Annotated in this window: 25 protein-coding genes; 11 read left to right on the top strand and 14 right to left on the bottom strand. The window is 63.3% G+C overall.

What is annotated here, in order from left to right; translation table 11 throughout:
• Positions 1-3: 3 nt before the first annotated feature.
• The gene (locus IF204_RS16845; protein WP_228069555.1) at positions 4-1,323 is read right to left on the bottom strand and encodes an RsmB/NOP family class I SAM-dependent RNA methyltransferase; all 1,320 of its coding nucleotides are present in this window, start codon (positions 1,321-1,323) and stop codon (positions 4-6) included.
• Positions 1,324-1,406: 83 nt separating this feature from the next.
• On the opposite strand from IF204_RS16845, the gene IF204_RS16840 reads away from it, so the two are divergent.
• On the top strand, positions 1,407-2,102 hold the full coding sequence (locus IF204_RS16840; RefSeq protein WP_194098344.1) for a fumarylacetoacetate hydrolase family protein: 696 nt from the start codon (positions 1,407-1,409) through the stop codon (positions 2,100-2,102).
• A gap of 1 nt (position 2,103) precedes the next feature.
• Here IF204_RS16840 and IF204_RS16835 read toward each other — a convergent pair whose 3' ends face one another.
• Entirely contained in the window at positions 2,104-3,099 is a 996-nt protein-coding gene (locus IF204_RS16835; protein WP_194098343.1) for a helix-turn-helix domain-containing protein, read from the bottom strand.
• Between the two features lie 142 nt (positions 3,100-3,241).
• Here IF204_RS16835 and IF204_RS16830 point away from each other — a divergent pair, with 142 nt between their 5' ends.
• From IF204_RS16830 to IF204_RS16795, 8 genes are all read left to right on the top strand, one after another.
• Positions 3,242-4,300 carry an alpha/beta hydrolase family protein gene (locus tag IF204_RS16830; protein WP_194098342.1) on the top strand — a complete coding sequence of 353 codons (1,059 nt, stop codon included), beginning with the start codon at positions 3,242-3,244 and terminating at the stop codon, positions 4,298-4,300.
• A gap of 121 nt (positions 4,301-4,421) precedes the next feature.
• Complete coding sequence (locus IF204_RS16825) at positions 4,422-5,450, top strand: Ldh family oxidoreductase (RefSeq protein WP_194098341.1); 1,029 nt, start codon at positions 4,422-4,424, stop codon at positions 5,448-5,450.
• 199 nt (positions 5,451-5,649) lie between these two features.
• Entirely contained in the window at positions 5,650-6,510 is an 861-nt protein-coding gene (locus IF204_RS16820) for a cytochrome c oxidase subunit II (RefSeq protein ID WP_322743305.1), read from the top strand.
• Complete coding sequence (locus IF204_RS16815; RefSeq protein WP_194098339.1) at positions 6,507-9,062, top strand: cbb3-type cytochrome c oxidase subunit I; 2,556 nt, start codon at positions 6,507-6,509, stop codon at positions 9,060-9,062. The genes IF204_RS16820 and IF204_RS16815 overlap by 4 nt, the downstream gene beginning before the upstream one ends.
• Positions 9,062-9,463 carry a hypothetical protein gene (locus IF204_RS16810; RefSeq protein ID WP_194098338.1) on the top strand — a complete coding sequence of 134 codons (402 nt, stop codon included), beginning with the start codon at positions 9,062-9,064 and terminating at the stop codon, positions 9,461-9,463. The genes IF204_RS16815 and IF204_RS16810 overlap by 1 nt, the downstream gene beginning before the upstream one ends.
• Complete coding sequence (locus tag IF204_RS16805) at positions 9,457-10,035, top strand: cytochrome c oxidase assembly protein (RefSeq protein ID WP_194098337.1); 579 nt, start codon at positions 9,457-9,459, stop codon at positions 10,033-10,035. The genes IF204_RS16810 and IF204_RS16805 overlap by 7 nt, the downstream gene beginning before the upstream one ends.
• On the top strand, positions 10,032-11,102 hold the full coding sequence (locus tag IF204_RS16800) for a c-type cytochrome (RefSeq protein WP_194098336.1): 1,071 nt from the start codon (positions 10,032-10,034) through the stop codon (positions 11,100-11,102). Before IF204_RS16805 ends, IF204_RS16800 begins: the two co-directional genes overlap by 4 nt.
• Positions 11,103-11,201: 99 nt before the next feature.
• Entirely contained in the window at positions 11,202-12,155 is a 954-nt protein-coding gene (locus tag IF204_RS16795; protein ID WP_194098335.1) for an aldo/keto reductase, read from the top strand.
• Here IF204_RS16795 and IF204_RS16790 read toward each other — a convergent pair.
• The 5 genes from IF204_RS16790 to IF204_RS16770 are packed head-to-tail and all read right to left on the bottom strand — an operon-like array spanning position 12,152 to position 16,814.
• On the bottom strand, positions 12,152-12,790 hold the full coding sequence (locus IF204_RS16790) for an aspartate/glutamate racemase family protein (RefSeq protein WP_194098334.1): 639 nt from the start codon (positions 12,788-12,790) through the stop codon (positions 12,152-12,154). The genes IF204_RS16795 and IF204_RS16790 overlap by 4 nt on opposite strands.
• Entirely contained in the window at positions 12,790-13,626 is an 837-nt protein-coding gene (locus IF204_RS16785; RefSeq protein ID WP_194098333.1) for an ABC transporter permease, read from the bottom strand. Before IF204_RS16785 ends, IF204_RS16790 begins: the two co-directional genes overlap by 1 nt.
• 1 nt (position 13,627) lies before the next feature.
• Positions 13,628-14,476 (bottom strand): ABC transporter permease, encoded by an 849-nt coding sequence (locus IF204_RS16780; RefSeq protein WP_167639063.1) that lies wholly within the window; start codon positions 14,474-14,476, stop codon positions 13,628-13,630.
• 60 nt (positions 14,477-14,536) lie between these two features.
• Positions 14,537-15,802, bottom strand: coding sequence for an ABC transporter substrate-binding protein (locus IF204_RS16775; protein ID WP_194098332.1), 1,266 nt, complete (start codon positions 15,800-15,802; stop codon positions 14,537-14,539).
• A 37-nt stretch (positions 15,803-15,839) separates the two neighbouring features.
• On the bottom strand, positions 15,840-16,814 hold the full coding sequence (locus IF204_RS16770; protein WP_194098331.1) for an ABC transporter ATP-binding protein: 975 nt from the start codon (positions 16,812-16,814) through the stop codon (positions 15,840-15,842).
• Between the two features lie 254 nt (positions 16,815-17,068).
• Here IF204_RS16770 and IF204_RS16765 point away from each other — a divergent pair, with 254 nt between their 5' ends.
• Together IF204_RS16765 and IF204_RS16760 are read left to right on the top strand one after the other, a co-directional pair.
• Positions 17,069-17,749 carry a GntR family transcriptional regulator gene (locus IF204_RS16765; RefSeq protein ID WP_194098330.1) on the top strand — a complete coding sequence of 227 codons (681 nt, stop codon included), beginning with the start codon at positions 17,069-17,071 and terminating at the stop codon, positions 17,747-17,749.
• A gap of 42 nt (positions 17,750-17,791) precedes the next feature.
• On the top strand, positions 17,792-18,133 hold the full coding sequence (locus IF204_RS16760) for a zinc ribbon domain-containing protein YjdM (RefSeq protein ID WP_194098329.1): 342 nt from the start codon (positions 17,792-17,794) through the stop codon (positions 18,131-18,133).
• On the opposite strand, the gene IF204_RS16755 is transcribed toward IF204_RS16760, so the two are convergent.
• The 7 genes from IF204_RS16755 to IF204_RS16725 all read right to left on the bottom strand — a co-directional run bounded on the left by IF204_RS16755 (position 18,123) and on the right by IF204_RS16725 (position 23,594).
• Complete coding sequence (locus tag IF204_RS16755) at positions 18,123-18,473, bottom strand: hypothetical protein (RefSeq protein ID WP_194098328.1); 351 nt, start codon at positions 18,471-18,473, stop codon at positions 18,123-18,125. The genes IF204_RS16760 and IF204_RS16755 overlap by 11 nt on opposite strands.
• The gene (locus tag IF204_RS16750) at positions 18,474-18,839 is read right to left on the bottom strand and encodes a glycine zipper family protein (protein ID WP_194098327.1); all 366 of its coding nucleotides are present in this window, start codon (positions 18,837-18,839) and stop codon (positions 18,474-18,476) included.
• 93 nt (positions 18,840-18,932) lie between these two features.
• Positions 18,933-19,772 (bottom strand): hypothetical protein, encoded by an 840-nt coding sequence (locus IF204_RS16745; protein WP_194098326.1) that lies wholly within the window; start codon positions 19,770-19,772, stop codon positions 18,933-18,935.
• On the bottom strand, positions 19,772-20,701 hold the full coding sequence (locus tag IF204_RS16740; RefSeq protein WP_194098325.1) for an ABC transporter substrate-binding protein: 930 nt from the start codon (positions 20,699-20,701) through the stop codon (positions 19,772-19,774). The genes IF204_RS16745 and IF204_RS16740 overlap by 1 nt, the downstream gene beginning before the upstream one ends.
• Positions 20,702-20,771: 70 nt before the next feature.
• Positions 20,772-21,803 carry a FecCD family ABC transporter permease gene (locus IF204_RS16735; protein WP_194098324.1) on the bottom strand — a complete coding sequence of 344 codons (1,032 nt, stop codon included), beginning with the start codon at positions 21,801-21,803 and terminating at the stop codon, positions 20,772-20,774.
• The gene (locus IF204_RS16730; RefSeq protein ID WP_194098323.1) at positions 21,800-22,783 is read right to left on the bottom strand and encodes a FecCD family ABC transporter permease; all 984 of its coding nucleotides are present in this window, start codon (positions 22,781-22,783) and stop codon (positions 21,800-21,802) included. The genes IF204_RS16735 and IF204_RS16730 overlap by 4 nt, the downstream gene beginning before the upstream one ends.
• Position 22,784: 1 nt before the next feature.
• Positions 22,785-23,594: an ABC transporter ATP-binding protein gene (locus IF204_RS16725; protein ID WP_194098322.1), complete on the bottom strand. Its 810-nt coding sequence runs from the start codon at positions 23,592-23,594 to the stop codon at positions 22,785-22,787.
• Positions 23,595-23,610 lie beyond the last annotated feature (16 nt).

Genomic DNA, 23,610 nt, shown 5'->3' with positions numbered 1-23,610 from the left:
CTTTTATGCGGGGGTGCGGGTCATCACGGCGGCGAAGAAACCGTCCGTGTCATGCTGCGCAGGCGTCAAGGACAGATAATCTCCCGTCTGCGGAAGATCGGGCGCGACCTCGGCCAGCGGGACCAGTTTGAACGCGGGAAAGGCTTTGAGGAATGCCTCCACCTGCGCCTCATTCTCTTCGAGCAGCATGGAGCAGGTCGCATAGACCAGCCGCCCGCCTTCCTTCACCAGACGCGCGGCGCTGGCGAGGATGCGCGATTGCAGGGCGGTCAGATGTTCGAGGCCCCCTTCGTCGCGCCAACGGGTGTCGGGATTGCGCCGCCACGTGCCTGTGCCGCTACACGGTGCGTCGATCAGAACGCGGTCGAAGCCGAGCTTCTTGCGCTTGACCCACTTGTCGGCTTCCGATCCGAGGAGCTTTGTCTCGACGTTGTGCATTCCCGCGCTGCGGACCCGTTCCGAACACCGCTTCAAGCGGCCTTCGTTCACGTCGCAGGCGATGATCCGGCCCTTGTTGTTCATCTGCGCGGCCATCGCGAGGGTTTTGCCACCCGCACCGGCGCAGAAATCGACCACGCGGTCGCCGGGCTGGGCGTCCACGAGTTGCGCGACAAGCTGCGAGCCTTCGTCCTGAATTTCGACCTCGCCCGTTTTCAGCGCGGGCAGGCGGGAGAGCGCGAATTTCTCGGCCAAGCGGATGCCGTGCGGGGCGAGGGGCGTAGGCTCGGCGGGTAGGCCCAGCTTGGACAGTTGCTTCAGCACGCCTTCTCGCGTTGCTTTGATCGGGTTGACCCGCAGATCGAAGGGCGGCGGCGTCAGAAGCGCATTCATCTCGGGCGCGAAGCGGTCCCCGAAACGCGCGCGAAGCGACGGCTCGGCCCATGCGGGGCATTCGAGCAGCACGGCCTCGGGCATTTCGGGATGCTCCATGGTGTGACCGTGGAGCTTGTTCAGCAGCGAGCCGTCCTGCGGCTCTTCACCCAGCAGGCGCTTGATCTCTTCGGCGGGGCGGCGTTCGGCCAGCACCAGCCATGCAAGGAACTGGTTGCGGGCGGTAGCCTCGCGGCCGAATTTCTCCAGCCACCACGTCAGCCGCGCGCGGTGGCGCAGCAGGTCGTAGAGCGTGTCCAGAATGGTGCCGCGATCCTCATCACCGATATCACGGCGACCGCGCAGCCAGGCGGAAGTGACCGCATCCACGGGGCGGCTTTCGGCCTCGGTGGCGGTGAACAGGTCAAGGATGGCTTGCAGGCGGGCGGCGGCTGGGGTCACGATATCAATCTCGCTGGAATGGCGGCTTGTGTACTCCGATCGCCGTTCCATGAAAACCGGCATTTGTAGGGGCCCTTGCACCCGCGCGGCGGCGCGTTAGGCTGACGCCGAAACACCCAGAAGGACCGCCGCCGATGCCCGCCACCTTGTTCACGCTCCCCGCCAATCCGACCATTCCGGTCAAGGGCGAGGCGGCAGAATACCCGATCGGCCGCATCTTCTGCGTGGGCCGCAACTACGCCGCGCACGCTGCCGAAATGGGTGCGGAGGTTGACCGCGAGGCGCCGTTCTACTTCACCAAATCGCCGACAACCGCCGTGATGACGGGTGCCGAGGTGCCGTATCCCGCAGGCACGGCGGACTACCACTACGAGATGGAACTGGCCTTTGTCATCGGCGCGCCTGCGTTCCGCGTCTCTAAGGAGGACGCCCTTAAAGCGGTCTACGGCTACTGCTGCGCGCTCGACATGACGCGGCGCGATATTCAGGCCGCAGCCAAGGCAAAGCGCCGCCCGTGGGACGCGTCGAAGGATTTCGAAAACTCCGCCATCTTTGCGCCGATCACCAAAGCGGAGGATTTCGCGGTCGGTAGCCAGCGCATCCACCTTGAGGTAGGCGGCGCGCAGCGGCAGGACAGCACGCTGGACCTGATGATCCACGATGTCGCTGCCATCATCGCGGACCTGTCGAAATACTACCACCTCCGCCCCGGCGATGTGATCCTGACCGGCACCCCCGAGGGCGTCGGCCCTGTGGCGGCGGGCGACACCATTACTGGCGGCATCGACGGGCTGGAGCCTGTGGAGCTGACGATCGGCGCGGCGGAGTAATTTATGACTGGCCCTGACGCCACTGCGTCGGGCTTTTCCCGGTTACGCGTGCGAATTCGCGGTTGAAATTGGATTTCGAGGCAAAGCCCGAGGCCAGCGAAATATCCAGCACGGTGCGATCCGTGTCACGCAGCAGCTCGCAGGCCTCCTGAATGCGGAAGCCGTTCACGAACTGGGACACGCTGACCCCGCGCACGCGGTTGATGGCGTTCGAGACCTGCCGGTCCGGCACGCCGATTTTGCGGGCCAGTCGGCGCAGGCTCAGGTCTTCGTTCCGGTGTAGGTGCTCGGCCTCGAACAGGCGTTCGAGCTGGTCGACGATCTCGCTATCGGCAAGCGTGGCTTGCGGGGTAGGGGCGGGCTCCTGCGTGTCTTCGGACGGGGCGGCGGTCGACCGCCCGACCACGCCGGAAATCCCGATCGCCAGCACGAACGCCGTCTGCACGAAGGTGATGATGACAGGAGCCGTCTGCCCGTCGTTCCGCACGAAATCATAGATGATATAGATGTCCGTCAGGCCCGAGGCGATCAGAGCGGCTCCCGTCACGTAAATCGCGATGCGGATGTCGGCAGCATCATTGATCGCGGAAAGCGCAACCTGCGCTATGCCCTTGCTGCCGAGCCTTATGAGCAGACCGCCGAACCCGATGTAGGTCATCAGGATTGCAGCGTCCGAAAACTCGGGTGCGATGGCGTAGACCAGCCAGTTGAGCACCACCAGCGCCAGCGGCCATACGGTGATCGGTCCCGAGAGTGCGCGGTAGGCCAGATAGGCGATGACCGGCAAAAGCGGCGCCATCACGATCATGCCCTTCGCCGCCCATTCGACCTCATACCCCCAGCGGAGCGACGCCAGCAGCGTTTGCAGCGCGTAGAGCGCCACCAGCAGCGCAAAAAGCTGATGGGCGCGCACACGCATGTCCCGTGACAGGCAGAACCGGACCAGTGCCAGAACCAGCAAGAGCGACGCGAACAAGGGCAGGGGGACGAATAACATCGGCAGACGTTTCACTCGGTAAATTCAGGCTATTCATATCCTTAAACGCGATCCTGAGCGACCTGAAACGCGTTTTAGGGCGCGGCATTTCCGTGTGGTTGGCACACCGAACGACGTCAACACACCCGAACGGAGAGAACCGATGTCGAAGCTCAGAACATTCCTACAGATCACCGCCTGCACCGCAGGTCTCGCGCTGTGCGGCTGGGGCGGCTACCAGTTGACCCGCCCAGCCTATGACGGCACCGCGGGGATCACGTATGGCAGCGCCTATGCGCCCGTGCGTGACCGCGATGTGAAGTTTCATATCTGGTATCCGGCGACGCCGGGTGGACGCGCCGTGACTGTCGGCGGCAATGGCGTTTTCCACGGCACGCCTGCCGGACGGAACGCGCCGCACAAGGACGGCCAGTTCCCCGCCGTCATCATCTCGCATGGTGCGGGCGGAAATGCCGGTCAGTTTGGCTGGATCGCCTCCGAACTCGCGCAGGCCGGATTTGTCGTGATCCTGCCGAACCATCCTGGCACCACGACGGGCGATGCCTCGGCCGAGGCTGCCGTGCGGGTCTGGGAACGCCCCGCCGATGTGTCCGCCGTTCTGGACGAGGTCACGGGCTCGGACGCCTATCCCTATATCGACCGGGCCCGCATTTCGGTGCTGGGCTTCTCCGCCGGCGGTTACACCGCCATGGCGCTCAGCGGAGCGCGCGTCGATCCCGAGAAGCTGGCGGGGTTCTGCGACGGCACCGATCACGGCATGTCCGACTGCGCGTTTCTCGCCCATTTCGGCATCGACCTGCACAGCTTTGACCTGTCACCCGCCGGGCAGGATCTGCGCGACCCGCGCATTGGGTCTGCCGTCATCGTCGATCCCGGTATCGTTGGCACGCTGACCGATGACAGCCTGACCGAGATCGACATTCCGATGCTCGTGCTGAACCTCGGCGACGAAGGCACCATCCCGAGCGGCGTCGATGCGAGCCATGCCGCGCCTCTGATCCCGCAGACTGACTACCGACTGGTGCCGGACTCCACGCACTTCAGCTTCTTGGCCGAGTGCAAGCCAGCTGGGCCGCGTATCCTCGAAAAAGAGGGCGAGCCCGATCCGCTGTGCGACGACGCCGGAGGCCGCTCGCGCGCGGATATCCATGCCGAACTGTCAAAGATCATCGTGCGCTACCTTCGGGACAATATAGAATAACAACATAAGACGGATTATGGGATAATGCGTAGGTCCGCTTTGGGGGAGCTAGTCTATGAGAGAGATTTGCGGCCCCTGAACCGATATGCTTCACTGCGGCCAAACCACTTACGGAGCCACCATGACCACCATTTCCGTGACCGACCTGCATGACCGCGTGACCCGTATTTTCACGAGCGCTGGCCTCACGCCGCAGAACGCCGCATCGGTCGCCAAGGTGATCGTCAATGGGGAGCGGGATCACTGCAAATCTCACGGTATCTACCGGATCGAAGGGTGTTTGCGGGCGGTTCAGGCGGGCCTCGCGGTGCCGGATGCGCAGCCCGAACTGCATGACAGCGGCAAGGCAGTGATCGAGGTCGAGGCGCATGGCGGCTTCGCTAATCCCGCCTTCGATCACGCCAAAGACGCACTGGTTGCGCGGGCCAAGGAGACCGGCATCGCCGCGCTGGTGATCCGCGATTGCCTGCATTTCTCCGCGCTCTGGCACGAGGTGGAACTGCTGGCCGCCGAGGGGTTGGCCTCGCTGTCCATGTGTCCCAGCTATGCCTTCGTGGCCCCCGCTGGCGGGACGGAGCCGCTGCTCGGCACCAATCCGATGGCGTTCGGCTACCCGCGTCATGGCGAACATCCCTACGTCTATGATTTCGCTACCAGCGTCGCCGCACGGGGCGAGATCGAGCTGCACCGCCGCGCCGGAACGCCCCTGCCCGACGGCTGGGCGGTCGATAAGGACGGCAACCCGACCACCGATCCCGAGGCCGCGCTCGACGGCGCGATGCTGCCCTTTGGCGGTCATAAGGGCTCTGCCATTTCCACGATGATCGAACTGATGGCGGGCGCGATGCTGGGCGAGCGGATGAGCAAGGAAGCGCTGGAGTTCACCGGCGCCAATGGCACGCTGCTGCCCCGCCACGGTGCGCTCGTTATCGCGATGGACCCCGCCGTGTTCGCCGCGCGGTCGGGCCGTGATCCGATTGCAGAGGGCGAGCGCCTGCTCGGCGCGATCGGTGCGCAGGGTGCCCGCCTGCCCTCGCAGCGACGGTTCCAAGCGCGGGCGAAATCACTGGCCGATGGTATCACACTCACCGATGCCGAGGTCGCCCAGCTTGACCGTTTCAATGCGCAGGGCCTCGCCGCGCTCGATTAAAAACCGCGCGTTTCGCGGAACTCTCTCACAAAGGCTCACTTTTTCGGGAACCCTCCCGCGACAAAGCCGTTGGTTCTCCTGATAGCTTTCGGGGGACTGGGTGTCGGGGCGCAAGGTTTTACTCTTACTGCCGTTTTTGCTCGCGGGATGTAGCGGACGGCACAACTGGCTCTCTGCGGCGGGCGAGGAATCTCAGCGCGTGGAACATCTGTTCTGGGTGCTGCTGATCGGCGCGGCCGTGATCTGGTGCATTGTCATTGGCGCGGCGGTCTATGCGCAAAAAGCCTCCGTCCCCGACCGCGAACAGCAGGCACGGCACTTCATCGTCTGGGGCGGGGCGGTATTTCCGACCGTGGTCGTCGGTGCGCTGCTGGTCTGGGGGCTCGTGATCCTCAAGGACATCACCCCGAACGAAGGCGACCGCACGATCCACGTCGATGGCGAGCGCTGGTGGTGGCGCGTGGTCTACGACACCGAAGACGGCCCCGTCCCGACCGCGAACGAAATCCGCATCCCGCTGGGTGAAACCGCATTGTTCAAGCTGACCGCAGACGACGTGATCCACTCGTTCTGGGTGCCGTCATTGGGCGGCAAGATGGACATGATCCCCGGCCGCGAAACGCAGCTCGCGCTGACCCCGCAGAAGCTCGGCAACTGGGGCGGGCTTTGCGCGGAATACTGCGGCGGCGCGCACGCGCTGATGCGGTTCGACACCGTGGTGATGGAGCCAGCGGAGTTCGACGCGTGGCTCGCGGCACAAGCCCAGCCCGCCACCGTGGACCCCGAGGACGAAGGCTATCAGGTCTTCACCGAGGAAGGTTGCGGCTCGTGTCACACCATTCGCGGCACGGACTCCATCGGCCCTGTCGGCCCCGATCTGACGCACTTTGCCAGCCGCGAACGGCTTGGCGCGGGCATCTACAAAATGACGCCCGAGAATGTGTCGGACTGGATCACCGACCTCGACACCATGAAACCCGACATCGACATGCCCAGCTACCCGCACATCAACGGCGCGCGGCTGGAGGCCCTTGTCTCTTTCCTCATGAGCCTTGAATGACGGACGAAATCGACCTTTCCCAGCTTCCGCCCGCCGAACCCTATGACAAGGCCCGTGACGAGGCGCAGCGCGCGCGGCTCCTAGATGTGTGGAAGAAACCGACGGGCTGGCGCGGCGTTTCCGCCGTCAACAACAGCCATGTCGGGAAGTGGTATCTGCTGACGTCTTTCGCGTTCTTCGTCTTTGCAGGCATCCTTGCGCTCCTGATCCGTGTGCAACTTGCGGTGCCAGATAACCCGCTGTTTTCGCAGTCGCTTTATAACCAGCTGTTCACCCTGCACGGCACGGCGATGATGTTCCTGTTCGCGGTCCCGATATTCGAAGCCGTCGCGATCATCATCCTGCCGGAAATCCTCGGTGCGCGCGATCTGCCGTTCCCGAGGCTCTCGGCTTTCGGCTTCTGGTGCTTCGTGATCGGAGGCGTTTTTGTCTGCGGCTCGATCTTCTTCGGGGTCGCGCCTGATGGCGGCTGGTTCATGTATACGCCGCTGTCGTCGGACCCCGCGTATTCGGGCCTTGGCACGGATATCTGGCTGCTCGGCCTGTCGTTTATCGAAGTGTCGTCCATCGCCGCGGCGGTGGAACTGATCGTCGGCGTCCTGAAATCCCGCCCGCCGGGGATGCGCCTGAACCTCATCCCGCTCTATTGCTGGTACGTGCTGGTCGTCGCGGGGATGATCCTGTTTGCCTTCCCGCCGCTCATCGCGGGCGATCTGCTGCTGGAGATGGAGCGCGCGTTTGGCTGGGCGTTTTTCGATCCCGACCGTGGCGGCGACCCGCTCCTTTGGCAGCACCTGTTCTGGATTTTCGGGCACCCCGAGGTCTACATCATCTTCCTGCCGTCCATCGCACTGATCGCGACCATGTTGCCGACCTTCGCCGGTCGTCCGATGGTCGGTCATTCGTGGATCGTGCTGTCGGCGGTGAGCGTCGCGTTCCTCAGCTTCGGGCTGTGGGTGCACCATATGTTCACGACCGGCCTGCCAGAGATTTCGCTCGCGTTCTTCTCTGCCGCGTCAGAGGCCGTGGCCGTGCCCACCGGCATCCAGATTTTTTGCTTCATTGCCACGATGCTCGTCGCCAAGGTTCGCCCGTCGGTCCCGATGCTGTTCGCGGGCGGAGCGTTGGCGATCTTTGTCTTTGGCGGTCTGACGGGTGTCATGGTCGCGCTGGTGCCGTTCGACTGGCAGGCGCATGACAGCTACTTCGTCGTGGCGCACCTGCACTACACGCTGATCGGCGGGATGCTGTTCCCGCTCTTCGCGGGCATCCATTACTGGTACCCCTTCGTCACCAAGCGCAAGATGAATGACCGCGCGGGCAAGTGGAGCTTCTGGCTCATGTTCGGCGGCTTCAATGTGGCATTCCTCCCGATGCACTGGACGGGCATCATGGGAATGCCGCGCCGCGTCTGGACGTATCAATTGTCCGACGGTTGGGGGCTGCTGAACATGGTCTCTACAATTGGTTCATTCGTCTTTGCCTTCGGTTTCCTCGTGCTCGCGATCAACGTCCTTTGGCCACGCGGCAAGCACGCCGCCGCGCCGCGCAACATCTGGAACGCGGGCACGATGGAGTGGTCGGAAGAGCAGGAAGGCACCCCGTGGGGCGTCCGCTCGATCCCCTATGTTCACACCCGTTATCCGCTGTGGGAGCAGCCCGAGCTGGTCGGCGAAATGGATCGCGGTGAGTGGTTCCTCCCCGACGCTGAAGAGGGCGAGCGCGAGCTGATTGTCACCGACATCCTCGACGCGCGGCCTTTGTTCGTTCAGCGCGTTGGCGGGCCGAGCTTCCTGACGCTCGGCGCTGCGTTCTGCCTCGGCGCGGTGTTCATCCTCGCGACCTTCCACCTGTGGACATGGACGATGTTCTTCGGCGCTGGCTTCGTGGCGTTCGTGCTGCGCTGGCTCTGGACCGGCACGGCGCGTATTCCTGAAAAGACAACCAAATACGTCGGGCGCGGGATCACCTTGCCGACCTATGCGCAGGGGAACAAATCCGTCGGCTGGTGGGCAGTGTTCATCACGATGACGGGCGATATGACCGCGTTCACGGGCCTCGTGTTCAGCTACTTCTTCTTCTGGACCGCGCTGCCCGATTTCCTACCGTCCTTGGCCGATGTGCCCGCCTTCGGCCCGATGATGGGCGGCCTTGCGCTGATGCTGATCGGCTGGGGCATGACGATTGCGTCGCGCGAGGCGCTGCGCAAGGACAACGGCACGATCTCCATGATCCTGCTGGGCGGGTCCGTCGTCATCAAAACCGCTGGCATCGCCGCATGGTGCTATGCTGCGTGGGCCGTGGGCCTTGACCCGACGGTGCACAGTTTCGACGCGATGGTCTGGATGCTGATCCTCTGGACGGGCCTGCACCTGATCCTTGATGCGGTCATGCACGGCTACGTCATCGCCCGCATCTGGAAGCATTGCTGCACGCCGATTTTCCGCGCGGACGTCATCAACCTGACGCTCTACGGGCATTTCGTGGCGATCACCGTGATCGTGACCTTCGCCCTCCTCGCCCTGTTTCCGCTGATGATGGGAGTGCTGTGATGCCCGAGCTTCCCGAACCGCCCGGTGATGCGCCCCGCGTGATCGACCAAGGGTCCATCTGGATCCTCGTCGCCTCGCCCTCGATCTGGGCGGCGCATTTCCTGATCTCCTACTGGGTCGCCGCCGTCTATTGCGCGAAGGCCCCGAACGCCGCGCCCCTGATGGAGCCGCGCTGGATCGCCATCGGCCTCGGCGTCTTTTGCTGCGCGCTGATCGCGTGGCTGGCATGGATCGCGGTCAAACGCTACGGCGGCGTGTTCCTGATCTTTGAAGAGATCACCGAAAGCTCCGAACGCGGGCGCGACAAATTCGTGGGGCATGTCTCGCTGCTGCTGTGCGTGCTGTCGGCGGTCGCGATCGTGTTCAACATCATCCCCGGATTGGTGCTCGGGCAATGCTGACGCCCCGCCGGATATGCGCGCTGCTGCTTCTGGCCGCGCTCTGGCTGTCGCCGCTGCCGAGGCTGGCGACAGGGTCGATGGTGCTGCACATGGTTCTGCACCTGAGCGTCACCGTCATCGTGCCTGCCCTCCTCGCCTTCCGTCTCCCGCTGCCCAACTCTGCGGTCTGGCTGGCGGCGGGTGCGTTGATGGAAGCCGTGATCGTATGGGCCTGGCACCTGCCCTCGCTGCACGTCTGGGCGCGGATGACGACCACAGGGTTTGTGCTGGAACAGGCGAGTTTCCTGCTCGCCGGTCTGCTCCTCTGGACCTCCGTGCGGAGCGCGGGAAACTTCGGCGGCGCCATCGTTCTGCTGGTCACGACCATGCATATGACGCTGCTTGGCGCGCTCATCGGCCTCGCGCCGCGCTTGCTCTACGGCAGTTTCTGCGCGGGGTATCTGGGCCTTGATGCGCTCGAAGAACAACAGATCGCGGGCATCCTCATGGCCGGAGCGGGCGGCGCGATGTACCTCGCTGCGGCACTCCGCCGGATATGGCTCGCACTCGAAACATCGGAGGCATTCGCATGAAATATTACCTCTTCGGCGGAGCCGCAATTGCTGCCATTGCTGGCGCCGCGTTTTTCACCCTCGCGCCCTACAACATCGCCGCTTCCGTCCCGCATTTCCCGCTGGTGGGCGAAGTGCTGCATCAATACCTGCGAAACGCCGTCACCGTCCGCGCCAGCCATATCGAGGTGCCCGAACAGGTCGATCTGAGTGATCCCGGCCTTATCCGCCTTGGCGCTGGCCACTTCGCGACAAGCTGCCAGATGTGCCACGGCGCACCCGGGATAGAGCGCAATCCTGTCGTGGAGCACATGCGCCCCGCCCCGCCGCCGCTCGATGGCGACGACTATGATCCCGAGGAGTTCTGGTGGATCGCCCGCCACGGTTTCAAATACACAGGGATGCCGTCGTGGGTGGCCGAGCGTGATGACGAGCCGTGGGCGATGGCTGCATTCCTCAGCCATTACAACGACTTCGACCGCACTGCGTATGAAGAGGCCGCGTTCGGCGAGGCGGGATCATACAGTTCCGAAGCGATCAGTTTCACCGACGGGCTGCCCAACACCTGCACCCGCTGCCACGGCGAGGACGGCATGGGCCGTGACGGCGCCGCACCCATCGTCAGCGGCCAGACCGAAGGCTACCTGATCGGCGCGCTCATGGCCTATGGCAATGGTCAGCGACAGAGCGGTTTCATGCAGCCGCTCGCAAAACCGCTCGAAGCCATCGAACGCGCCCGCGTGGCGCAAGGCATGGCGGCTGGTTCGACCGAATGGAACGGTATCCCCCTGCCCTTTGGCGATGCCGAGCGCGGGGGTGAGTTGGCTAATCGCGGCAGCGAACCCGAAGACATTGCCGCTTGTTCTTCCTGCCACGAAGGGCACGGCGAAAACGGGCTTTACCCTGAACGCGGCGACGTTCCGCGTATCGCGGGGCAGCACGGTTATTTCCTCTATAACTGGCTGATGATGTACCGCGACGGCCCTATCCCGACGACCGAGCGCGCGCATCTGATGGCCGCCGCTGCCAAGCCGCTGACGGACGAAGATATCGCCGACCTCGCCGCTTATTATTCCTCGGTGCGATAGGCCACGCGGGTTGTGCAGCGCACGAAGGGGTGAGCTGCCTCGCCTCGCGGCCTGCTCGCGATAAATCTGGTGGATGTTCCTAAGAAAGGAGATTTCATCATGGATAATCGTGAACTGGGTAAAACGGGGATGAAGATCTCTCCCATCGTGTTCGGCGGCAACGTGCTCGGCTGGACGCTGGACGAGGCCGAGAGCTTCCGCATTCTGGACGCCTTCGTCGACCACGGCTTTGACACCATCGACACCGCCGACGTCTACTCCGCGTGGGCCGACGGCAATTCGGGCGGCGAGTCCGAGACCGTTCTGGGCAACTGGTTTTCCGCCCGTCCGGGGATGCGCGAGAAGATCAAACTTTTCACCAAGGTCGGCTCTGACATGGGCGGTGAGGGTAAAAAGGGCCTGTCGGACCGCTGGATTAGCACCGCCATCGACGACTCCCTGTCGCGGTTGAAGACCGACTACGTGGACCTCTATTTCTCGCACTGGCCCGACCCGACCGTGCAGCACAACGAGACGCTGGAAGCCTACGACAAACTGCTGAAAGCTGGCAAAATCTGCGCCATCGGTGCGTCTAACTATGATGCGACCATGCTGGAAAACGCCGCGCAAATCGCCAGCGACAAGGGTCTGCCGCACTATCAGGTGCTTCAGCCCGAATATAACCTCTATGACCGCGACACGTTCGATGGCGAGCTGCGCGACTACTGCATCGCCAACAACATTGGCGTCGTGACCTACTTCAGCCTCGCGTCGGGTTTCCTGTCGGGCAAGTACCGCAGCAAGGCCGATCTTGAGGGCCGCAAGCGCGGCGGTATGGTCGAGAAATACGTCAACGACCGCGGCATGAAGATCATCGAGGCGTTGACCGACGTGGCCGACAAACACTCCGCCGCTCCGGCCGAGGTGGCGCTGGCGTGGATCATCAATTCGGACGGTGTGACCGCGCCAATTGCCAGCGCGACCAAGGTGTCTCAGGTCGAAAGCTTCGCCAAGGCCGCTGAACTGGTCCTAACGGAAGAGGACATGGCGCACCTTAATGACGCGGGCAACTAAGCCCTGATGTAAGCCGCTGCCGCCTTTGCCAGATGGGCCGAGGCGGCAACGCCGTCAATCAGCGTGACGCCGGTCCGCTCTTCGAGGTCGGCGCGCAGCGGGGCCATCCCCGCGCAGCCCAGCACCACCACATCGCCCTGTGCGCGGCTGATGTGGTCGGCCAGAGCCGCGCGGGTGTCTTCGCTGCCCTCGTCGATGGTCAGAACGGGCAAACCGCTGGCAGTGACCGCGCTGCACGCATCCGCAAAACCGCCGCGCGCGATGTTCGCTTCGATCACCGGCACCGACACGTCCAGCGACGTGACGACCGCAAACCGTTTCCCCAGCAAAGCCGCCATCAGATAGGACGCCTGCCCGATGCCGAGCACGGGGCACGATGCCTCCGCCTGCGCTTCTGCCAGTCCGGTGTCGTCAAAGCAGCCTATGACTATCGCGTTCGCATCCGGATTGGCGCGGACTGCGGCAAGCACTCCGGGAACAGCGGCGTCTCCATCCTCCGGCCCTTGGATCGCGGGCGGGCCGTCTGCGTTCGTCACGCCGATGATCTCGTCATTGGGCAGTTCCGCTTGGGCGACCGAAACGATCCCACTGGTCATCGCCTCGGTGGAATTGGGGTTCACATACACGATGCGCATCAGACCCCCTTGCCCGCGTCCGAACCGGCGCGCGAGCGGCGCTTTTGCATGAAAAAGACGGTGAGGATGAAGACGCCGATGATGAGGAACGAGAACAGCGTCGTCAGCGTGCCGAGCGCATAGATCACCGGCGTTGTGACGTTGGTCGTCATGCCGAAGATCTCCAGCGGGAGCGTATTGTAGCTGCCTGCGGTCATCAGCGTGCGGGCGAATTCATCGTAGCTGAGCGTGAAGCCAAAGAGAGCAACGCCCAGCAGCGACGGTGCGATAATCGGAAGGATCACGAAGCGGATCGTCTGCCACGCCGTTGCGCCTTGGTCGCGGGCGGCTTCCTCGAAGCTTTTGTCGAAACGGTTGAACACGGCGAACATGATCAGCAGGCCGAACGGCAGCGTCCATGTCAGCTGCGAGCCGAAGCCCGAGGTCGCCCAGTGGATATTGAACCCGAGCTGCTGGAAGATCAGGCCGACGCCGAGCGAAATCAGGATCGACGGGATCACCAGCGACGTGATCGCAAGGTAGAACAGGATGCCCGAGCCGGGGAATTTTTTGCGGAACGCGAGGCCCGCCGCGACTGACACGACAACGGTCGTCACCATGACCATCAGGCCAAGGCCGAAGCTGCGGCGGAACGCGCCCCAGATGTCGCCGACCGCTTGCTCCTCGAACAGGTCAAAGAACCAATAGAGCGACACGCCGTTCATCGGGAAGGTCAGACCGCCCTGCGGGCCTTGGAACGAAAGGATCGCGATGGTGATCGTCGGGCCGTAAAGGAACAACAGGAACAGCGTGAAAAACGTGGCGAGGACGTAGAAAGAACGGGAACGGCTTTCCATCTCACAGCTCCTTGCGGATGTTGACGAAGCGCAGCAGCACGGCGATCACGATCAGCACGGTACACAGCAGCACAACAGCAGTGGCGGACGCGGACGGGTATTGCAGCAGCCCGATGTCGTTGGAAATTAGGCGGCCCACGTTGGCTTTCTGACTGCCCGACATGAAGCGCACAGTGATGAAGTCGCCCATGACCAGCGTCACGACAAAGATGGTGCCGATCATGATACCAGGCTTGGTCAGCGGCACGATGACGTGCCAGAGCGTCTGCATCGCGGAGGCACCGTTGTCATAGGCGGCCTCGATCAGCGATTTGTCGATACGCATCATGGTGTTGAAGATCGGAACCACCATGAACAGCGTGTAGAGGTGCACGAAGGCAAGGATCACCGAGAAGTCGGAATAGAGCAGCCATTCGAGCGGCTCGTCGATGATTCCCCACGAAATCAGCGTCTGGTTGGCGATGCCGTTGCGGCCCAGAAACGGGATCCACGAAATCATGCGGATGATGTTCGACGTCCAGAACGGGATCGTGCAGAGCAGGAATAGAGCGATCTGCATGGCCTGCGTACGGACGTGGAATGCAAGGAAATAGGCCACCGTAAAACCGATGGAGAGCGTGAAGGCCCACGTGATGAAAGCGTATTTGAACGTGGCAAAGAACACGCGGTACGTGACTTCGGAGCTGAACAGATAAGCGTAGTTGTCGAACTGGAAGGCCGGATAGATCGACCATTCGGTCGCGCCCCAGAAGCTGACGATCACAATCATGATGATCGGCGCGACAAGGAAACCGACCAGTACGATCGCCAACGGCGCTGCCTGTAGCCATGCGGTAAATGAGCGGGTCATGGGGCCTCTCGAAGTCAGGCGGAGTGCGCGGGAGGCATGATGCCCCCCGCGCGGGAGTGATTACGAAGCGATGAATTCGTTCCACTTGCGAACCATGTACTGGTTCTCGTCCATGACGGCGTTCCAGCAGGCCACCGAGCCCATGCGCTCTTCAAACGAGCCGCCGTCGCGGGTGTCGCCCGACTTGGCCAGCACGTCGCCGAACGGGCTGAGAATGTCTTCGGAGGCTTCCTTGCCCTCGAACCAGTAGCCCCATTCGTTGGCCGACATGTATTCCTTCGAGGTTTCCGGCACGGCCGAGTAGTAACCCTGACGCATGAGGAAACCGCCGACCCAGCCGTCGAGGTACCAGTTGATGTATTCGTAGGCCGCATCCAGCTCCATGCCGGTGAGCGACTTAGACAGACCGATGCCGCCGCCCCACGAACGGTAGCCTTCCTTGAGCGGCTGGTAGACGCAGTCGATGCCGCGCGATTTGACGGCGGTGATCGCCGGCGACCACATCGACTGGATGACAACCTCGCCCGAAGCCATGAGATTCACGGACTCGTCGAAGGTCTTCCAGAAGGCGCGGAACTGGCCGTTGCGCTTGGCTTCGGTGAAGATCGCGATGGTCTTGTCGATCTCTTCCTTGGTCATGTTGCCTTTGTCGGCGTACTGGATTTCGCCCATGGCTTCGCAAACCATCGCCATGTCCATGATGCCGATCGACGAGATGTCGAGGATCGAGGCTTTGCCCTTGAATTCAGGGTTCAGCAGTTCGGCCCAGCTTTCGATCGGACGACCGATGAGGTCCGGACGGATGCCGAGGGTGTCGGCGTTGTAGATGGTCGGGATGAGGGTCATCCAGTTGGTCTGCTCGCTTGCGAACGAGGTCGACTCCGGACCTTCGACGAATCCAACGGTGTGCGGCGCGGTGCCCTGCGCGATCTCGCTGTCGGGGGCCAGTTTGCCGTCCTTGAAGATGCCGACGATCTGGTCGTAGCGCTTGATCTTGCTGACATCCATCGCTTGCAGGTTGCCGGTCGGCCAGACCTTCTTGCAGATCCAGTATTCGATGTCGGCGATGTCGAAGCTGTCGGGCTGGGTGGCGGCACGCTGGGTGACGCTGTCGGAATCCAGCGCAGTCATTTCGAGGGTAAAGCCGAGGTCCTCTTTGACCTTCTGACCGACCTCGTTGAGGTTCGACACGCCCGTGCCGAACTGGCGCAGGGTGATATCCTTGATTTCCTGAGCCCAGATCATCGGGGCCGGAAGAGCGGTCGCGGCGGCTGCGGCAGCACCGCCCTTGAGTACAGCGCGACGGCTATAACGCATCTTAGACATGGTGGTAGTCCCTTGTTGGAGAGGAGTTTTCAGTGGTTCAGGCTTGGAGGCGGTGCAGCCGCCCCTCGTCCCAAGCGAGCCGCACGGCATCGCCCGGATTTTTGGGAGACTCGAAGAAATGACCTTCGGGCACGAGCGCGAGCACTTCCTCGCCCGTTTCGGTCTTTGTGGTCAGGGCAACATGGCCGCCCTGATATTCGACAGCGGACACGGTTGCGGCCATGCCCTCCTGTCCGACGATGACGTCATCGGCCCGCAGCGCGACCTTGCCGCCGGCCAGATTGATGACGTTGTGGCCACCCATAAAACGGGCCACGAATTCGGTGCGCGGGGCCGCCCAGACATCACGGGCACGGCCCGCCTGTTCGATCACCGCGTTGTTCATCACCACCAGTTCGTCGCCGAGCGCGAGCGCCTCGTCCTGACCATGGGTGACGTGGATAAATGTGATGCCCAGTTCGCGCTGAAGCTTCTTCAGCTCCGCCCGCATACGGATACGCAGGAACGGGTCGAGCGCGGAAAGCGGCTCGTCCAGCAGCAGAACCTTCGGCTGCGTGACCAGCGCGCGGGCCAGCGCCACACGCTGCTGCTGACCGCCCGAAAGCTGCGCAGGCAGACGATCGGCGTATTTCGTCATGTCGACGAGCTCGAGCAGTTCGTTCGCTTTCTTGTGACGGGCGTCTTTGTCGACACCTTTCATCCGCAGCGAAAAGGCGACGTTGTCGCGCACGCTCAGGTGCGGGAACAGCGCGTAATTCTGGAACATCATCGCCGTGCCGCGCTTGGCGGGCGGCAGGTGGCTGACGTCGAAACCGTCCAGCACGACCGATCCGCTGGAAACGCTCTCGTGCCCCGCGATCATCCGCAGGGTCGAGGACTTGCCGCAGCCCGAAGGTCCCAGCAGACAGACATAGTGACCCGCCTTGAAGTGGTAATCGATGCCATCGACGGCCAGCGTGTCGCCGTACCGCTTGGTCAGATTGACCAGTTCCAGATCGTATCCGGCGCCCATGCCTTACTCCTGCTTGTCGCACTAAGATTGAAATCTCGTGCTCTCATGGCAGCCTGAGCGGTCGCGTTACGTCATCTGTTTTTCGTAGGTGGCGGGGGCAGAAACATGATCTGCTTAGGGAATGGGCAGTTGCGACAAGTATGTGCACATATTCGGTCACAAAACTGTATACAATCCTGCCCACAACAATCTGACCCGTGGTCCGACTTGCCCTGCGCCGCCCGTGATTCCACTTATAAGCCAGAGGACACGCAATGAACGACACCGCACCCCCGTCAGCCGAGTCGCTGGCCAACGATCTGGAAAAAGCCATTCACGAACACCGCATCGCCCCTGGTGCGAAGCTGAGTGAAGAAGAGCTTGGCGATATCTATGGCGTCAGCCGCACCACCGTGCGCGCGGCATTGCAGGCGCTCACCCATCGCCGCCTGATCGAACACCAGCGCAACCGCGGTGCCTTCGTCGCCCAGCCTTCGGTCCGCGAAGCCCGCGAAGTGTTCGAAGCCCGCGCCCTGCTGGAGCCGCGTACCGCACGTTCTGCCGCCGAACGGATGACGCCCGAAGACCTAGGCCTGCTGCGCGCCCATATCGACGCCGAACATGCGGCGCTCCATGACGGTGACAACGGGCGGGCGCTCTATCTGTCGGGCCAGTTCCATATCGAGATCGCGCGCATCTCGGATCAGGAGACGATCCTGAACTTCGTCGAGCAACTGATCTCGCGCTCTTCCCTGATTATCGCACTCTACTGGCAGCGCCGCGCCGCGCTGTGTGAAAGCAACGCACACCACGCCCTGATTTCGGCGTTCGAGAAAAAGGACGGCGCGCTTGCCGAAGAACTGATGAAGAGTCACCTGCTCGACCTGCTGACTTCGCTCGATCTGTCGAACAAGACCAGCAAGCCCAGCACGCTCCGCGCTGCTCTGTCGCAATAGTTTCGCTAGGCAGAGCGCACCCTTGGCGCTAAAGCCAATGGCATGAGTGATACCTTGCCGCCCTGCCCCGAATGTTCGTCCGCCTTCACCTATCAGGTGGATGCGCTTCTCACCTGCCCCGAATGCGGCCATGAATGGTCCGCCGAAGCCGCCCCCGCCGACGAAGATGTCATCCGCGACAGCGTGGGCAACGTCCTTGTGGACGGCGACACTGTCACAGTGATCAAGGACCTCAAGGTCAAAGGATCGTCGTCCGTCGTCAAAGTCGGCACCAAGGTGCGCGGCATCCGCCTTGTTGGCGGAGATCACGACATCGACTGCAAGATCCCGGGGTTCGGCCAGATGAGCCTGAAGTCCCAGTTCGTGAAAAAAGTCACCGAATAACCGTCACGACCAGCGCCGCGACGGTCATCAGGAACAGCACGGGCGTCCACAAAAGGCGCTCGGGCTTGGACGGGCTGGCCGCGTTCGCAATCAGCGATAGCGCCGTGATCACAGTCACGACCGTCAGCCAGTTAGCGGGTGATCCCTCGTTCAGGATCACCCAAGCCATCGCACCCAAGATACACGCCTGAACGACCGCGAGGCTCCGCCACAGCGGTGGCAAGCGGCCCTCAAACCGTCCGCCGACCGTAAAGCGGCCAAGCGGCGCGCCAAACGCGATTGCGATATGCATGGCGATCGGCAGGCAAGCGAGTGCGGCGTATGCGATGGCTGCTGGCATTTACGCGACCACCTTATGACCGCGTCCGCGCATACACTCGATCACGATGGCTTTGCGGGTTTCGGTCGCGTCCACCGCTCCGGCAATCCCGCCTGCCAAGGCCCCTGCGACAGCGCCGCCAGCGGCATCCGCGTCATCGTCCCAGTGTCCCAGCAGCGCACCCGCGCCCGCACCCATCGCGGCAGCCGCCATTGTTTCCTGATCGAGGTGCCGCTGGTTCTGCGCCAGCGCCTGACAGGCCGCGAGGTCGGCATTGAAATTCGCCGCAGGCACGCCGTCGACCACTGGGGTATAAAGCGCGCCGTCCTCGGCACAGGCAGCTACAAACACACAGGAAACAAGCACGGCAACAACAGTCTTTTTCATTGGATAATCCTTTCCACAAATCATGGAGAGGCAATTACCCACCCGCCAGTCAGGAGAATATGACCGCAAGTCTCATTGGATTGACCGCCCGTTTCAGGCGTGCATTTCCGCGAGGCGTCGGCGCTTGAGGTAGTCCATCAACGCCACCTGCGGTTCAGTCTCGTGAATGCAGGTCGCGCAATATTTCCCGCCGCTCTTCGCGCTTTTGTAATACCGGCAGCATCCACCGCGCTTGCGGAAGGTCTCGCTCTGCGCCTGACCGTCGGGGGCTTCGGACGCGGGCAGGTCCACGCGGATGAAGCCGACCTGCTTGTTCCACAGCGGAGAGCCGCGCAGACACAGGATCGCCTCGGCGCGTTTCTTCGCCTCGGGGTCGTTCGCCGCCTTGCCGAGTTCCAGATAGGCGGCCGCCACGCCATCCGCCACGATCCGCCAGAGCGCACCTTTGGACAGCTTGCAGTTCAGCGTCACCGCCTCGATCACGGGCGCAAACACCCGCACGATGGCATCGTTCACCCGCGCCGCTGGATCGCTCTTTCCGATGTTGAAGCAATGCGGAAACACCAGCGATGTTTGCAGATACGGCAGCTCCTCATCGCCCGACCGGAACACCGCGACGCTGGTGCGGAACGCGATGCTCTCTGCCGTGAGGTGGCCGATCTGGTGGCCCGTCAGGTCGAGCGCAGCCATCGCCCGCGCGACCTCGTAGCCCATGCGGTTTAGGAAAAACGCCCCGCAGCTTTTGCTGTCGAGGTCATCGTAGATGCGCAACTCCTCGGCCACGGCAAGCCCGCAGGCCGCTGCGTCCGACAGGTCCGACAGACGCAGCAATCCCGAAGGCAACTCGCGCCGCAGCAACACGAACGACGGCAGCGCCGCTGCATAGGCAGCGGGCCAGTCGGCAGGTGTCAGTTGCGGCGCGTGGAGGACCATCAGTCGATCACAGTTTCGATCTGCGGGACGAGCTTTTCGACCGCATAAGGCAGGCTCAGCAGGGTCGAGTGGCTGAACGCACCCGTGGTTTCGGCATCGAGGAACACCTCGTGACCTTCCTGCGCTGCGGTCAGGAACGGCTTCGTCGGCAGGCCGTTGATCTTGGAATAATCTCCGTCGGTCGAAATCCAGACGATCAGATCGCCATCGAGCGGGGACAGATCCTCGGTCGAAAGAGTAGTGGTGAAACCGCTCGGATCGGGGTTCGCGTCGATGGCTTCGGGCGTAGTAAAGCCCATTTTGGCCAGCACCTGCGGACGGATATCCGCGCTGGTGTAAGCGCCCGGCGCATCGCCCCACATATACGCGACCGAAGCGGTCTTGCCCGCCCAGTCGGGGTGCGCGGCAGCCACGTCATCAAGCTGCGCACGCACGCCGTCGACCAGTTCCTGCGCCAGATCGGCCTCGCCCACGACCTCCCCCGCCAGCAGCGCGCGGTCATCCCACGGCATCTCGTAATCGCCAACGCTCGGAGCCACGGCGACAACAGGCGCGATCTTGGAAAGCTTCTCATAGTCCTCGTCCGTGATGCCCGACCACATCGCGAGGATCACGTCCGGATCGGAGGCCGCAACCTGCTCGAAATTGATCTCGCCCTTGAGGATCTCCGGCTCGGTGGTCAGCAGCTCCTCCGCCCACGGCCAGACGGCGTGTTCATAGTCGCCGTACCAGTAGCGGATTGCCACCGGCTGCACGCCAAGCGCCAGCAGATCGTCCGCGCCGACATAGTCCAGTGTTGCCACCCGCTCGGGCTTTTCCTCGATCACGGTGGTGCCAAATTTATGCTCGATGGTCAGCGGATAGTCCTGCGCCATGGCAGCGGCAGAGGACATCAGAACGGCAATGGTAGAAAGGGCAATGAGTCGCATCGCGAACCTCGGAAATTGGAAAATCTGATTCCTGACTAAAATAGTATGAATTAGATGTAAAGCGCCCGACCTACGCATTCCGGCGCAGCATGATCAGCAAAAATACAGGTGCGCCAATGATTGCCGTCACGACGCCCGCAGGGATTTCGGTCGGCGACAGCAGCGTGCGTCCGGCAAGGTCCGCCGCGATAACCATGATCGCGCCCGTGAGTGCGGTCAGTAGCAAGTGCATCCCCGCGCCGGTGCGCACCATCCGCTTTGCCGCTTGCGGGGCGATGAGACCGATGAACACCAGCGGCCCGACCGCTGCCACTGCCACCGCTGCCAAAGCGACCGAGGCGAACAGCAGCGCGCGGTTCGTCCACCGCACGTCGAGCCCGAGGCCCGTCGCCGCTTCCTCGCCCAGCTGCAGGACCGCGAGCCGCCGCGCCATCGCGGGGATGGCGAGCACGATGGCCGCCAACGCGACCCCCATGATCGCCACATCCTGCCAGCCCGACGAATGCACGCTCCCCGCCAGCCAGCTCAGCGCCGACATGGAGTCGCGGATGTCTCCGTAGGTCAGGAACGCGCGGATCAGCGCGGCGAGGAACGACGAAATCGCGATGCCGATGAGGATAAAGCGTAGCGCGTTCCGACCTCGGCCCTTGTCCGACAGCGCTTGCACCAACGCAGCGACAGCCATCGCGCCGATGAACGCCACCAGCGGGCGCAACGCGGGCGGGAATGCGGGGAACAGAATGATGGTCGAAACGACCGCCAAAGCGCCGCCCTGACTGACGCCGACCAGCGACGGATCGGCCAAGGGGTTGCGCGTCAAAGCCTGCAAGATCGCCCCCGAAATCGCCAGCAGCGCCCCCGCCAGCATCGCCGCCAGCGCGCGCGGGATGCGGAAATCGAAGACCACCGTGCGGGCCATGTCCTCTGCCGATCCGGTCAGCGCGGCCCAGACCTCCGCAGGGGAGAGCACATAGGTGCCCAAGGCCACCTGCCCGATGAAGAACGCCAGCAAAACGGCGGCCACCACGGCCAACACGCCATACCCCGCCGCAGGCAGCAGCACCGAAAACCGGCCCGATTTGCTCGCCCAGACCCGCGTCATAGCCGCGCCCTGATCAGGCCGACGAACACCGGCGCGCCGATCAGCGCCAGCACGATGCCCGTCGAAATCTCTGCCGGCGCCAGCACCGTCCGCGCCGCGATGTCCGCGAGCAGCAGTACCAGCGCCCCCAGCAAAGCCGAGTACGGCACGATCGCGCGGTAATCCGCCCCGACGATCATCCGCGCCATGTGCGGCACCACGAGGCCGAGGAACTCCAGCGGGCCAGCGACCGACACCGCCGCCGCGCTCAGCAGCACAACAGCGCCAAAGCCCCATGCCCGCGTCTTGGTCAGGTCGATCCCGAGGCCGAGTGCCGCCTCATCCCCCATCGCCATCGCCGTCACGCGGGGCGCTATCCAGACCGCGATCACCGCGCCGACGATGCCCCACGGCAGCGCCCAGTACACCGTCTCCAGCTTCGCGCCCGTGAGCGTCCCGCTCGCCCAGACCCGCAGGTTCTGGAACGTGGTCTCATCGAGGAGCTGCACCGCCATCAGAACAGCCGAGAGGAACGCCAAAATCGCCGCGCCGCAGAGCACCAGAGTCACGGGCGTTGCCCCCTCCGGCGCGGCCCGCGCGATGGCGAACACGATGGCTCCGCTGATGACCGCGCCGATGGCCGCGACAAGCGGGATCCACGCCACGCTCACCAGCCCGAGGAAACCGACGCAGATGAACACCGCAAACGCCGCGCCCTTCAAGACGCCCAGAATGCCAGGCTCGGCGAGCGGGTTGCGGGTGATCCCTTGGGTCATCGCGCCCGCCATGCCCAAAGCCGCGCCCGCGAAAATCGCGATGACAGCGCGCGGCAAACGCAAGGCGCGGACGATCTGGTGGTCCATCACGGTCGCATCGAACGCGGTGAATGCGCCCGTCACGTCGGACAGCGGAACCGCCTTCGCACCCACGCTCATGTGGAATAGCGCGGCAAGCACCACCAGCGCTGCGGTCAGCGCGAAACTGATCGTCAAGCGGCCCATCTCAGGCAGCGGGGCCGGTCATCGGAATGCAAACGGGCCGGCCTGTGTCGGGGTCGGTCACGACGCGGGCGCGCAGCCCGAACACGTCCTCGAGCGTTACTGCGGTGATGCACTCCGCGGGATGGCCCTGATGCACAATCGCGCCCTCGCGCATCATCACAACACGGTCGGCATAGGCGGCAGCGAGGTTCAATTCGTGCAGCACCACGACCAGCGTGCGCCCCTGCGCCGCGATCTTGGACAGAAGCTGCATCACGTCGATCTGGATTTTCAGGTCGAGGTACGTCGTCGGCTCGTCGAGCAGAATAACATCCGTATCCTGTGCCAGCGTCATCGCGATCCAGCACCGCTGCCGCTGTCCGCCAGAGAGCGCGGTCACTGGGCGGTCCGCAAACTGGAGGACATCTGTTGCCTCCATCGCGTCATGGACAGCGGTCTCGTCCGCCTTCGTCCATTGCCGCCAGAGCGTCTGGTGGGGAAAACGGCCCTGCGCGACGAGTTCGCGCACAGTCAGCCCGTCGGGCGTCAGCGGCGTCTGGGGCAGCAGCGCCATCGCCTTGGCAATTTCGCGGGTGGGCGTGTCGTGGACCGCGCGGCCGTTCAGTTCCGCCACCCCGCTCGTGGGTGTCAGAATGCGCGCCATCGTCTTCAGCAGGGTCGATTTCCCGCAACCGTTCGGCCCGATCAGCGTAACGAACTCGCCCTTCCCGACATCCAGATCGACGCCGTTCAGGATCGTCTTGCCCTCGTAACCCGCTTTCAGATCATGGGTTCTGAGGATCGGAGAAAGGATCGTTTGCTGGTCCAACATGGCGGACATCCCGCTT

The sequence above is a fragment of the Marivivens aquimaris genome, assembly GCF_015220045.1.
Classification (GTDB): Bacteria; Pseudomonadota; Alphaproteobacteria; order Rhodobacterales; family Rhodobacteraceae; genus Marivivens; species Marivivens aquimaris.
This window is presented reverse-complemented; position numbering and strand designations above follow the sequence as displayed.